Origin of the sequence: Halococcus hamelinensis 100A6, from assembly GCF_000336675.1 — an archaeon.
GTDB lineage: Archaea > Halobacteriota > Halobacteria > Halobacteriales > Halococcaceae > Halococcus > Halococcus hamelinensis.
Window position 1 is genome coordinate 1 of the sequence record NZ_AOMB01000002.1, and the last position, 11,951, is coordinate 11,951.

Genomic DNA, 11,951 nt, shown 5'->3' on the forward strand with positions numbered 1-11,951 from the left:
GTCGCCGCGTTGCTCGTCGAGGTGTTGGTCGAGTACGCCGACGCGTACACCGATATGTCCCTCGCGATCGTGCTGACGGGTGGGTTCGCGCTCGGGAGTGTGCTCATCAGCGCGACGGGTGGTGACATCGCCGTTGGCATCGACGCGTACCTCTTCGGGACGCTGGCGACCGTCTCGACCGCGAGTGTCGGGCTACTCTTGGCGATGACCGGGCTCGTGACAGGTGTCGTTGCACTGGCATACCGCCCGTTGCTGTACGTGACCTTCGACGAGACCGCTGCTCGGGCCGCCCGGATCGACGTTCCACTGTTCAATAGGTTGCTGGTCGTTCTCACCGCGTTCGTCGTGGTGAGCGCGATACAGATCATGGGCGTCATCCTCGTCGCCGCGATGCTGGTCGTCCCGGTCGCGACGGCCACCGGAGCCCGGAGCTTCAAGCGCTCGCTCGTGTTCGGCGTCCTGGCGGCCGAAATCTCAGTCATCGCCGGTGTGACCCTTTCGTACGTCTACGGGCTCGCCGCCGGTGGGTCGGTCGTGCTCGCCGCGATTGCGGTCTACGCTCTCGCGCTGATCGGCCGACGCGTTCGATCGAGTTCCAAACGAGGTATCTTTGCGAGGCGTGACGAGCTGTGGGCGAAGCTCTCTACGAATCCGGTGGCCAGCCCCGAACCCGACGGAGGTCGGGAAGATGAGTGAGTCAGAGGCGCTGAGGTCTCACACGGACCTCGTGCCCGCGTCAGCCACCTCTCCCAGGCACGTCCCCACCGCTGATGATGGGTCGAAAGCCACGCTTTCGGCATGGACGCCGCTACACTGCCGTTCGGTCGAAGCGAGCAATAGAAAATCGACGACTCACGAGTCAATCGATGTATGAGTACGTGATCATCGGCGGCGGCATCCACGGAACGTACGTGGCGAACTGTCTCCTCAACGAGACCGGATACAGCCACGCGGACATCAGGATAGTCGATCCCCGAGAGGAACTACTCGGCTCGTTCACGAGCAAGGCTCGCCAGTGCGGAATGCGGTCCCTCCGGTCCCCGTTCGTCCACCACATCGATACGGAGCCGTTTTCGCTCAGGTCGTTCGCCGAGGGGGCCGAGCGGGACGGTGAACTCGTCCCGACGGAGAGCCATCCGAACCGACCGACACTCGACGTCTTTCTCGACCACGCTGGGGATACCATTGAGCGCAGATGCATCGAGCGCTGTCACGTCCGGGCACGCGCGACCGACGTCACCGAACAGCAAGAAGGTATTCTGGTGCGAACGGATGATGGTGATCTCACGACCCGGAACGTGGTACTCGCCATCGGCCTCAGTGGTGGGCGGACCTACCCACACTGGACGGAGTCGCTTCCGGACGAGGTTCCGGTCGTCCACATCTGGGACGACGAGTTCGATCCGGCTGTAACGACGTTCGACGGGAAGACGTTCGTCGTTGGGGGCGGGATCACCGCTGCGCAAGTCTGTTGTCGACTGTCCGGGACCGCTGATGTCACACTCTTGTCTCGTCACTCGCTGGAGAGCGCGCTTACTGAGGCGGACCCGCGCTGGATGAACTGGAACCACATCGAAAAGGAGATACACTCGCTTCCACCGGGGTCACAGGCCCGCTACGACCGGATTCGGGACGCTCGCAACGATGCGACGATTCCACCGTACCTCAAAGAACGGCTGGCCACAGCCCGTGACCGAGGCGATCTAAACGTTCGTATCGGCGAAATAGCGTGTGCCCACGCGTCCGATGACGGCCTCCTCTTTCGGTTCGGCGATGGCACAGCAACGACCGTGGGACAGGTCATACTCGCCACCGGGTTCGATCCGGTGCCGGAGCATCCGCTGGTGAGTACTATCGCCCGGTCACTCTCGCTCGAACGCGGCACGAACGGGTTCCCCGTGCTCGACGACCGAACGCTCGCGTGGCGACGGACCGACGGCACGAATTCGAGCGTGTACGTCTCGGGTGCGCTCGCCGAGCCGACCGTCGGCCCGTTCGCCCGGAACATCATCGGCGCACGTCGAGCCGCCGAACGACTTCTCGCGTGATATTCCGTGTAGCCAAGCCACAGAAACGTGGGCAGCGACGGTCCGAACCGGTCAGAACCGGGAGACTTCTTCGACCGTTTTACGGAGGCTCGGCGGAACGGTGACATCGTCGATCAGCCGTTCGAGCTCGGTGAAGGACCGGCACTGCCCGAGGTTTTTCACCGCCCGACGCCGATAGGTTCCGTTGAGACCATCCGTTACCACGATGGTGTGGAGTTGGCTGGTCGCGTCCGCGTCGGCGAGTTCGTCGATCGCGGCTATTCGGGTCTCGTGTGGCGTGTTCCTATTGACTACCGTTCGAAAGAGCGAGCGTGGCGACGACATGGTCAATCGGCGAGGCCGACCTCCTCGGCACCGTTGTCAGCCGATTGGTCCTCCTGTTCGGTGGCCTCTGCGGCGTCCTCGTTGACTTCGAACGTGGGGAAGCGGTCCTCGAAGGCGTCCCAGTCCGCGTTCATCTCCTCGTCGGTCAAGGTGGCCGCGTCGAGGTCCCCGCGAAGCGTATCGTGGTCCATGTCGGTACCGATGAGAACGAGTCGGGTGCCTCTGTCACCCCACTGCTCGTCCCAGGCTTCCGCCAATTGTGGATCCGCCTCGAAGTAGACTTCGCGTTCTTCCTTCGGAAGCGCCGCGATCCACTCGCCGGCGGGGGCGATCCGGATGGATTGACCGGCGACGTCCACCCCCAACGCTATCTCCTCACGCCCCGCTAGCCAGAAGTGGCCCTTCGACCGGACGACACTCGTTGGAAATTCGTCCAACAGCTCCGCGAACCGCGTCGGATGGAACGGCCGTCGGGAGTCGAAGACGAACGAGGTGACACCGTGTTCCTCCTCGGCGGACGCGTGGGGTTCCTTGAGTTCCCGTATCCAGCCGGCGGACTGGCTCGCTTCCTTGAAGTCGAACCGGCCGGTATCCAAGATCTCGTCCGGATCGACCGCACCGTGCTCCGTTCGGATGACCTTCGCGCGCGGCTGGAGCACCTCGATCATCCCTTCGATCTCGTTGAGCGTCTCCTCGTCCACGAGGTCGCACTTGTTCAAGAGGAGGACGTCACAGAACTCGATCTGTTCGACGAGGAGGCTCCCGAGCTCCTTTTCGGTGTCACCATCCATCAGCGACTCCGTCGAGTCGAACGTCGTCCAGAACTGGTGGGCGTCGACGACGGTGACGGTCGTGTCGAGCTCGTAGTAGTCCATCACCTCGATACCGGTCTCCTCGTAGAACTCCGTGGGGTCGAGGTCCGACTGGTCGAACCCCATCGTGAGCGTCTGTGCGACCGGCAGCGGCTCGGCGACGCCCGTCGATTCGATGACCAGGTAGTCGAACTCGCGTGCCTGGGCGAGTTTCGCGAGCGCGTCGAGGAGGTCGCCGCGGAGCTCACAACAGATACAGCCGTTCGAGAGCTCGATCAGGTCCTCGTCCTCTTCCGAAATGTCCGAGTGTTCGGCGACCCGCTCGGCGTCGACGTTCACCTCGCCCATGTCGTTGACGAGCACCGCGACATCGAGATCGGTTCGCGTGTTTAGGAGGTTGTTCAGCACGGTCGTTTTTCCCGCGCCGAGGTTGCCGCTCAGCACGGTGACGGGAATCGTCTCTCTGCTCATTGCTTATTAAGATTGAGGCGTGAATTATTTATATTTGGCTATCTAGTCCACTATATTGTTAACAGTGAGACCAGACGAAGTCCGCAAGTACGAGTCGCTCGACGTGGTGGTCGTCGGCGCAGGCGCTGCTGGTGTCGGTATCGGGGCCGTCCTCGCCGATCTCGATCTCGATTCCTACGCGATCCTCGAACGGGACGAGGTCGGCGCGTCGTTCGAACGGTGGCCCGAGGAGATGCGGTTCATCACACCCTCCTTCCCCGGCAACAACTTCGGCTGCCGGGACCTGAACGCCGTCACCATCGACACGTCACCTGCGTTCGCTCTCGACCGCGAGCACCCGAGCGGTGAGGAGTACGCCGAATATCTTCGGGCGGTCGCCGAGTTTCACGATCTGCCCGTTCGGACCGGCGTAGCGGTGGAATCGATACAGCGATCCGGTACCGACGTCGAAACACCGGGAGAACATACTGATGGGTTCGTGCTCCACACGTCCACCGGCGTCATCCGGAGTCAGTTCGTCGTCTGGGCGGCCGGTCAGTTCGGAGCGCCGAACGACGACCCGTTCCCCGGCGCGAGCCACTGTGTTCATAATTCGCGGGTCGACTCCTGGCGCACGTTCGCCAGCGAATGCACGGACGATCCGGTCGTCGTTGTCGGTGGCTACGAGAGCGGCATCGATGCGGCGCTCGCACTCGCGGACCTGGGCACCGAAGTCCTGGTCGTCGACGAGACGGGGCCGTGGCAGTTCCGAGGCCCCGACCCGAGCGAAGTCCTCTCCCCGTATACGAGCCAGCGATTACAGACGGCCTCTGAGAACGATGCGCCGATCGCCCTCGAAGACGGGATCCGCGTCGAACGTGTCGACGTTGAGGAGGGAACGTTCGTCGTGCGCGGCACCGACGGAGCGGCATACGCGACCCGTAATTCCCCGGTACTCGCGACGGGATTCGAGGGGACGTTCGGACCTGCGGACAAGTTCTTCGAGAAAGAAGATCACCGTCCCCGGCTTACGGACCGAGACGAGTCAACTATCGCCTCCGGCCTGTTTCTCGTCGGCCCACAAGTCGCGCACAACGGACAGGACTTTTGCTTTATCTACAAGTTCAGGCAGCGCTTCGCCGTCGTCGCCGATGAAATAGCCGCCAGACTCGAGATCGACCGCGCTCCCCTCGAGGAGTACCGGGACGAGGGGATGTTCCTACAGGACCTGTCCTGCTGCGAACCGGACATCTGTGACTGCTAACCGTGACACGAGATACCCCAATCGACGATGGAGCCGAGCGACCGAACGACGGGGACGACGACCGACACGTATGCTGGATGACCGGCCGTGAACAGGGTCTCGTCGGCAAGTACGACATCTGGCTCTGTCGACAGTCGTTCCGCGAACTCGCACCAAAGATGGGGTTCGAAAAGTATGAGTGATGGATCGACGCGGTCGGGCGATGGCCCGTCGGCGGCGAGCGGTGAGAAAGAAACCGTCGTTGTCGTCGGAAAAGAGAGCGTCGGGAAATCGGAGCTCGTTGCCGGTCTCTCCGGCACGACGCCGACGACCGGAAGCTTCAGGGGAACGACCGTCGACGTCGAACAATACGAATCGGACGAATTCGTCTTCGTCGATACTCCCGGTATCCTGCTCAGGACGGACACTGAGACCACCCGAACGGCGATCAGGACCGTCGAGGACACCGAGACCGTGTTGCTCGTCGTTCGCGCGACGGACATCGACGACGATCTCGAGGACCTGCTGCCACTGGTACAGGGAAAGGTCGGTGCGGTCGCGGTGACGTTCTGGGACAAAGTCGAGAACCGGACCGAGGCACGCGAAAAACTCGACGCGCTCGCCGACGACCTCGGAGTCCCGGTCACCCCGGTGGACGCGCGGGACGTTACCCGCGTCGCGACCGACGGCGGTACTGGGGCGGTCGACGGAACCGACCGGGATCGACTCGTCGGTGCGCTTCGGAGCCCCGACGAGTTTCCAGGACGAGTTCACCGGCAGACGGGGATCCACCTCGATCCGCCGAGAACGGTCATCGAGCATCCTCTCGCCGGTCCACTCGTCAGTATCGCTTTGCTCCTGTTGCCCGCCGCGGCCGCGGTCCACTTCGCGAACGCCGTGGCCGCCGAGCTCTCCCCATGGGTCGAGACGGTGCTGGAGCCAGCAGTCCAGTGGGCGAGCGGGCTTCCGGGACCGCTCGCGGCGGTGCTGGGTGGGGACTACGGGCTGCTCTCGATGGGCCCGTTTCTGTTCGTTTGGGCCGGTCCGACGATCCTCATCTTCGCGGTCTTCATGGCCGTCTACAAGCAGAGCGGGCTCATCACGCGGATCACCGCGTCGCTCCACCCGTATCTCCGCAGGGTGGGTCTCACCGGTCGCGACCTCGTCCGCGTGGTCATGGGCTTTGGCTGTAACGTCCCGGCGGTTACGAGTACGCGTGGGTGTTCGGACTGTACGCGCGGGACGGCCGTCTCGGCGATCGGCTTCGGCTCTGCCTGCTCGTATCAGTTCCCGGCGACGCTCGCCGTGTTCGCGGCGGTCGACATGCCGTGGCTCGTCGTCCCCTATCTCGCGGTCCTCACGACCACGACGCTGATCTACGCCCGATTGATCGCGCCCGAGCGGGCACGAACGGCGTCGCTCGCCACTGCGAACCGCGCGTTCCTCCAGCGGCCGACGTGGCGGTCCGTCTGGCGCGAGACCAGAACCGTGATCCGGAGTTTCTTCCTGAAGGCACTCCCCGTTTTCGCCGGTATCGTCCTCGTCGCGTCGCTGCTCGACTACTTTGGCGTCCTCGACGCGATGGGGCAGGTCCTCTCGCCGGTGATGGGGCTGTTCAACCTCTCCGGCTCGACGGCACTGGTCGTCGTCATGGGCTCGATCCGCAAGGACGGCCTCCTGTTGTTGCAGTCGGAGGGCCTCAGCGGAACCCTGTCCGCGATGACTCCCGTCCAGGTGCTGACGGCGGTCTATCTCGCGGGCGTGTTGCTCCCCTGTCTGGTGACGGCGATCACGGTTGCGAAGGAACTCTCCCCGCGATATGCCGGGCGGATGATGCTCCGCCAGGCAGCCGCCGCCGCGGGATTTTCGCTCCTCATCGCGTGGGGCGGCACGCTCCTCTTCTGACCGATGGCGGGCGAAACCATGACGCTCGCGTTCGAGCTCGCTGCGCTCCGGCAGGCTCGCGACCCGCAGGCGGTGGTCGTCGATGCACGGCGATGGGCGCGGAACGTGGGGCTTCTCTCTGCGGACCCCGCGGCTGCTGACGCCTTCTGCGCCGAACACCTCGTCCGTCGTGACTTCCGGGCGAGACCGACCGCTTGGGACCTCCAGGATCTCAGTACACAGTTCGAAACCGAGCGATACGTTCTGATCGGAACGACGCCCGATCGGCCGGCGTACCTTCTCCGGCAGCGATGGGAATACCTGCGTCTCGCGGACGCCGCCAGTGCTGCTGGCTGGAATCTCGGAAATTCGGAGACGAGGTCGGGGAGATGGTTGACAGCCTGGTTGAATCAGGTGCTCAGAATACGGGACTGAGAGGGTCCGCTACGATGACTTCGGTTCTTCGCCATTTGAGAAGGTTCCGACGTACCATTCGAAAGGACGGACGGAATCGGAGATGAGCCATCTATCCTTGGAATCCGGTCAGGATCCAGTCGTCTGGGTTCGGAGCACTCGGATCGATATCGGGCGCGCTCACTAACACGAAGGCGCTCACAGCGTCTCCGTTTTGGATTTGCCGTGTGGCTCCCGATGGTATTCGAAGTGCATCACCGCTCTCCATTGGAACGTCTTCGTCGTCGATCCGAACGGTGGCCTGGCCAGTGATGAGAACGTACACCTCCTCGTGGCCGTCATCAGCGTGGTCGTGAACTTCGTTCGACCAGTTCGGCGCACACTGCGTGACTGTTACCCCCACTCGTCGGCAGCCGAGCGGTTCTCGAAGGAGGTGCATCGCGTCCGCTGCTTGCTCGGTCTCCGTGTAGTTGATCTTCGTGTATCCACTCATGTTGCTACACCGAGATGGCTTTCGAGTCCTCTCTGGGATAGCTCTCTGCTGCTATTGGCCTGATGACGAACGGTACCCCGCTGGTTCATCCTCTCACCCACATCGCATGATGTTCCTCCCGGAGATGATCTTGGTAGGCCTTGATCGCCTTTGCATACGATCCCGTTGTCACCCACCAATCACAGTGTGGACAGTTGCTCGTAATCGCTTCATGTCTAGCAACCATACTCTAATTAGCAATTAAGAACCCAAATATAATAAGAATTCTTATTTTGAATCTCTATTTTGATAGCTCATTCGACCTCGGCACATCACTTCGTCGACAGGCGAGTAGCAGCACAGGAATCGTTGTTTCCCAACTAAGACCCTCTTCGTGATCCTCAGTTACATCATTGCGGCCGTCGTAAATCGTCTATGCGCGAATTCGTATTTACCCTCGATTACGGGCCCGGAGACAACCCGGTCGCAGACGTTCTCGCCGCTGCTCCCGAGACACGGTTTCGGTCGCTCTCGTGCCACGTTACGCCCACGACGCTCTGGCGCGTCGACCACATCACTGGTTCTGAGAGCGCTCTCGATGATGTCGCCGATGCAGTCTCGAACGCACCGTACTACGCGGACTGTCTCGTCCGACGCGACTGTGAGGGCGAATGGGAGACCTCCGTCCTCGACCGCTCCGCCGACACCCTCGTTCTCTACTCGTACTGGGAACGAACCCCGACGTGTACGTCGATCCCTCATCTCGCGCTCGAACATCTCGGGCAGGGGCTCGTCTTCGAAACCACCTGGCAGGAGCGCGCCTACCAGTGGCGGCTGATCCTCCCTAATGACCGACCGATCTCCCCATTCTACCGGGCTCTCGAAGCCGAGATCGATGCGACGGCCGGGGTCGAGATCGTCCGGGTCCGCGAGGCGGGACCCAACCACTTTGACGAGGAGCACGACGGAGCCGACCGGCGGCTCTCGCCCGAACAGGAGACGGCGCTTCGGGCGGCCGTCGAGCGGGGCTACTACGAGACCCCGCGGGCGATAGAAACGTACGAACTCGCCGACGAACTCGGTATTCCCGGCTCGACGCTCTCCTATCGACTCCGGCGTGCGGAAGCGACGCTCGCAGCCGACTATATCGAGGGGCTCCCCGCGACGCAGCCGTCTCGCTCAAACCGGTAGCCACGCTTGCCGCCGGCGGTTGGTGTGTACCAACCGACCGTCGAAGGCGTTGGAGGTCCTCGATCGAAGTATGTCAACCGATGCGGGATCGCGACCATCCCCGGGTCGTGACGAAACCATCTCGTTCGCGGTCCCGGATATGGACTGTCCCTCCTGCGCCGGAAAGGTCGAAAACGCGCTCGGGCGACAGGACGGGGTCGTCGAGTACGCGACTCAACCGACGACCGGAACGGTTTCGGTGACGTACGATCCGGATTCCTGTTCGGAGACGGCGCTCGTCGAGACCATCGAAGGCAGCGGATACGAGGTCGAAGGGGAGCGAACCGGATCGTCACCGGCCGACGACGGCCGTCCACGGAACGGACCAGGTTCGGTGTGGCGGAGCCGACGAGCGCTCGAAGTCTACACGGGTGCGACGTTCCTCGCTGTCGGTGTCGTCCTGAAGTATCTCCTCCCCTCGTTCGATATCGTGCTTCTCGGCGGTCTCGGGCCGGGATTCACCGGGAGCGACCTGAGCTTCGTGCTCGGGATCGTCGCCGGTGGCGGCACGGTTCTGAAGAACGGCTACTACTCGGCTCGCAACCGGAGCCTCGACATCGACTTCCTGATGACCGCGGGGATCCTCGGCGCGGTCCTCGCGAGCGTCTGCTTCGGTGCGGAGCTGTACTTCGAGGGCGGAACGCTCGCGGTGCTGTTCTCGGTCGCCCAGCTGATGGAGCGCTACTCGATCGGGCGAGCGCGGAACTCGCTCGACGAGCTCATGGAGCTCGCACCGGAGACCGCGACCGTCCGGCGTGACGGCGACGAGCGGTCGATACATGTCGACGATGTCCAGGTAGGCGAGACGGTAGTCGTTCGACCCGGCGAGAAGGTGCCCGTCGACGGCGACGTCGTCGTCGGCGAGAGCACGGTGAACCAGGCTCCGGTCACGGGCGAGAGCGCTCCCGTCGCCAAACGAACGGACGACGAGGTATTCGCTGGGACGATCAATCAGGACGGCTACCTCGAAGTTCGCGCCACCTCGACCGCTGGCGAGAACACTATCGCGCGGATCATCGAGATGGTCGAGGACGCCCAGCGCGAGGAGACCGATCACGAACAGTTCGTGAATCGGTTCGCGGACAGATACACGCCGGTAATCGTCGGGCTGGCGGTCGCGCTGCTGTTCGTCCAGCCGCTCGTGTTGGGCGCAACGTGGCGAACCGGGTTCGTCCAGGGGCTCACGCTGCTGGTGCTCGCGTGCCCGTGTGCGATGGTCATCAGCACCCCCGTGAGCGTCATCTCGGCCATCACGAGCGCGGCACGCAACGGCGTTCTGATCAAGAGCGGCCCGGACCTCGAAGCGATGGCGGCCGTCGATACGCTCGCCCTCGATAAGACTGGGACCCTCACCAAGGGCGAACTCACCGTCACAGACGTCGTCCCGGTTGGCGACGCGACACGGCAGGACGTGCTCCAGGACGCGCGATCGCTCGAACGTCGAAGCGAACATCCGATCGCCGCCGCGATCGACCAGGCTGCGGGCGACGAGGGTGTCGAGGACCGACCCGTCGACGGATTCGAGAGTCTGACCGGGAAAGGGGTCGCGGCCCGTCTCGAAGGAGAGCGCTACTACGTCGGCAGCCCCGACCTCTTCGAGGACTTGGGCTTCGACCTCGCGCACTATCACGGCACCATTGCAACGGATGGTGGGGTCGCTGCCGCTCTGCAGCCGTGCGAACACGGTCGGTATCTCGACCTCGCGGGACGAGTGGTTTCGGAGCTCCAGGCGGCAGGGAAGACGGTGGTACTGGTCGGAACGGACGAGCGTCTCGTCGGTGTCGTCGGGGTCGCCGACGAGGTCCGGCCGGACGTCGATCGCGCGCTCGACGTGGCCCGTGACCAGGGGATCGACCGGGTCGTGATGCTCACCGGCGACAACGAGGGAACGGCTCGAACAGTGGCCGAACGGGTCGGGGTCGACGAGTACCGGGCCGACCTGCTCCCCGAGGAGAAAGTGAGTGCTGTGGAGGAACTCGTCGAGGGATCCGACGGCGTCGCGATGGTCGGCGACGGCATCAACGACGCCCCGGCGCTCGCGACCGCCACGGTCGGAATCGCGATGGGGGCGGCCGGGACGGACACCGCCCTCGAAACGGCGGACATCGCACTGTTGAGCGACGACCTCACGAAGATTCCGTACTTGGTGGCGCTCTCACGGAAGGGAACGTCGGTGATCGAGCAGAACGTATGGGGAAGCCTCGCGGTCAAAGCGTTGCTGGCGGTGGGCGTACCGTTTGGGGCCGTAAGTGTGATCGCCGCGGTCGTGATCGGCGATATGGGGATGAGTATCGGCGTGACCGCGAACGCGATGCGGCTCTCGCGGCTGCGACCCGATCGGTTCGACTGAACGCCTGGGGCCACCGCTACCCGATGAGCGAACGGATGTGCTCGGCGCGGTCCGCGAAGGCATCGTCGGTCCGCGAGCGCGGCCGGTCGAGGTCGATGTCGACGACCTCCTTGACGGAGCCGGGGTTGGAGCCCATGACGAGCACCCGGTCGGCGAGGTGGACCGCCTCATCGACCTCGTGGGTCGTGAACAGGACCGTCTTTTCGGTCCGCTCCCAGATGTCGATGAACCGCGTGTGGAGTTCTTCGCGGGTCTGGGCGTCGACGCTCCCAAACGGTTCGTCCATCATGAGGACCGCCGGATCGACTGCGAGTGCGCGGGCGAGCCCGACGCGCTGTTTCATCCCACCCGAGAGCTCCTTGGGGTAGGCATCGCCGGTTCCGTCGAGGCCGACGAGGTCGAGCATCTCGGTCACGCGTGCCGCACGCGCGTTTCGGTCGCCGTCGTCCTGCTGTTCGAGGCCGAAGCCCACGTTCTCGCCGACGGTTCGCCACGGGAATAGCCGGTAGTCCTGGAACACCATCCCTCGATCGGTTCCCGGTCCCGCCACGCGCTCGCCGTCGACGCAGACCTCGCCCTCCGTGGGTTCCTCGAAGCCCGCGATGAGCCGAAAGAGGGTGGTCTTCCCACAGCCCGAGGGACCGACGATACAGAGGAACTCCCCGTCCCTCGCCGCGAAGCTCACGTCGTCGAGCGCGGTCACCGCTGTCTCTTATACACATCT

The 11,951-nt window shown here is 63.7% G+C and carries 12 protein-coding genes; 8 read left to right on the top strand and 4 right to left on the bottom strand.

The annotated features are described in order from the left end of the window. The coding region (locus C447_RS00020; protein WP_007689569.1) for a metal ABC transporter permease at nt 1-696 on the top strand (696 nt) is incomplete at its 5' end. 170 nt (nt 697-866) lie between these two features. Then, the gene (locus C447_RS00025; protein WP_007689571.1) at nt 867-2,048 is read left to right on the top strand and encodes an FAD/NAD(P)-binding protein; all 1,182 of its coding nucleotides are present in this window, start codon (nt 867-869) and stop codon (nt 2,046-2,048) included. Between the two features lie 51 nt (nt 2,049-2,099). Here C447_RS00025 and C447_RS00030 read toward each other — a convergent pair whose 3' ends face one another. Together C447_RS00030 and C447_RS00035 are read right to left on the bottom strand one after the other, a co-directional pair. Then, on the bottom strand, nt 2,100-2,372 hold the full coding sequence (locus C447_RS00030) for a hypothetical protein (RefSeq protein ID WP_007689573.1): 273 nt from the start codon (nt 2,370-2,372) through the stop codon (nt 2,100-2,102). Nucleotides 2,373-2,374: 2 nt separating this feature from the next. Next, on the bottom strand, nt 2,375-3,655 hold the full coding sequence (locus C447_RS00035; protein WP_010612751.1) for a GTP-binding protein: 1,281 nt from the start codon (nt 3,653-3,655) through the stop codon (nt 2,375-2,377). Nucleotides 3,656-3,719: 64 nt separating this feature from the next. Here C447_RS00035 and C447_RS00040 point away from each other — a divergent pair, with 64 nt between their 5' ends. Genes C447_RS00040 through C447_RS00055 form a run of 4 tightly spaced genes read left to right on the top strand, consistent with a single transcriptional unit; the run spans nt 3,720 to nt 7,196 of the window. Further along, nucleotides 3,720-4,898, top strand: coding sequence for an NAD(P)/FAD-dependent oxidoreductase (locus C447_RS00040; protein ID WP_007689577.1), 1,179 nt, complete (start codon nt 3,720-3,722; stop codon nt 4,896-4,898). Nucleotides 4,899-4,900: 2 nt separating this feature from the next. Continuing rightward, nucleotides 4,901-5,080 carry a 30S ribosomal protein S14 gene (locus C447_RS16945; protein WP_079255095.1) on the top strand — a complete coding sequence of 60 codons (180 nt, stop codon included), beginning with the start codon at nt 4,901-4,903 and terminating at the stop codon, nt 5,078-5,080. Next, nucleotides 5,073-6,782 (top strand): nucleoside recognition domain-containing protein, encoded by a 1,710-nt coding sequence (locus C447_RS00050; protein WP_007689581.1) that lies wholly within the window; start codon nt 5,073-5,075, stop codon nt 6,780-6,782. Before C447_RS16945 ends, C447_RS00050 begins: the two co-directional genes overlap by 8 nt. A gap of 18 nt (nt 6,783-6,800) precedes the next feature. After that, the gene (locus C447_RS00055; protein ID WP_007689583.1) at nt 6,801-7,196 is read left to right on the top strand and encodes a DUF7124 domain-containing protein; all 396 of its coding nucleotides are present in this window, start codon (nt 6,801-6,803) and stop codon (nt 7,194-7,196) included. 91 nt (nt 7,197-7,287) lie between these two features. Here the strand turns inward: C447_RS00055 and C447_RS00060 are convergent, their stop codons facing one another. Then, nucleotides 7,288-7,668 (bottom strand): cupin domain-containing protein, encoded by a 381-nt coding sequence (locus C447_RS00060; protein ID WP_007689585.1) that lies wholly within the window; start codon nt 7,666-7,668, stop codon nt 7,288-7,290. 414 nt (nt 7,669-8,082) lie between these two features. On the opposite strand from C447_RS00060, the gene C447_RS00065 reads away from it, so the two are divergent. Both C447_RS00065 and C447_RS00070 read left to right on the top strand, forming a co-directional pair. Next, nucleotides 8,083-8,838 carry a helix-turn-helix domain-containing protein gene (locus tag C447_RS00065; RefSeq protein WP_007689587.1) on the top strand — a complete coding sequence of 252 codons (756 nt, stop codon included), beginning with the start codon at nt 8,083-8,085 and terminating at the stop codon, nt 8,836-8,838. Nucleotides 8,839-8,908: 70 nt separating this feature from the next. Next, the gene (locus C447_RS00070) at nt 8,909-11,227 is read left to right on the top strand and encodes a heavy metal translocating P-type ATPase (RefSeq protein ID WP_007689588.1); all 2,319 of its coding nucleotides are present in this window, start codon (nt 8,909-8,911) and stop codon (nt 11,225-11,227) included. Between the two features lie 16 nt (nt 11,228-11,243). Here the strand turns inward: C447_RS00070 and C447_RS00075 are convergent, their stop codons facing one another. Then, entirely contained in the window at nt 11,244-11,930 is a 687-nt protein-coding gene (locus tag C447_RS00075) for an ABC transporter ATP-binding protein (protein WP_007689590.1), read from the bottom strand. Between the last annotated feature and the right edge of the window lie 21 nt (nt 11,931-11,951).

Bases quoted from the DNA above. Each gene is read 5' to 3' on its own strand.
- C447_RS00025 (WP_007689571.1), top strand. From the start codon at position 867: ATGTATGAGTACGTGATCATCGGCGGCGGCATCCACGGAACGTACGTG.
- C447_RS00030 (WP_007689573.1), bottom strand. From the start codon at position 2,372: ATGTCGTCGCCACGCTCGCTCTTTCGAACGGTAGTCAATAGGAACACG.
- C447_RS00035 (WP_010612751.1), bottom strand. From the start codon at position 3,655: ATGAGCAGAGAGACGATTCCCGTCACCGTGCTGAGCGGCAACCTCGGC.
- C447_RS00050 (WP_007689581.1), top strand. From the start codon at position 5,073: ATGAGTGATGGATCGACGCGGTCGGGCGATGGCCCGTCGGCGGCGAGC.
- C447_RS00055 (WP_007689583.1), top strand. From the start codon at position 6,801: ATGACGCTCGCGTTCGAGCTCGCTGCGCTCCGGCAGGCTCGCGACCCG.
- C447_RS00060 (WP_007689585.1), bottom strand. From the start codon at position 7,668: ATGAGTGGATACACGAAGATCAACTACACGGAGACCGAGCAAGCAGCG.
- C447_RS00065 (WP_007689587.1), top strand. From the start codon at position 8,083: ATGCGCGAATTCGTATTTACCCTCGATTACGGGCCCGGAGACAACCCG.
- C447_RS00070 (WP_007689588.1), top strand. From the start codon at position 8,909: ATGTCAACCGATGCGGGATCGCGACCATCCCCGGGTCGTGACGAAACC.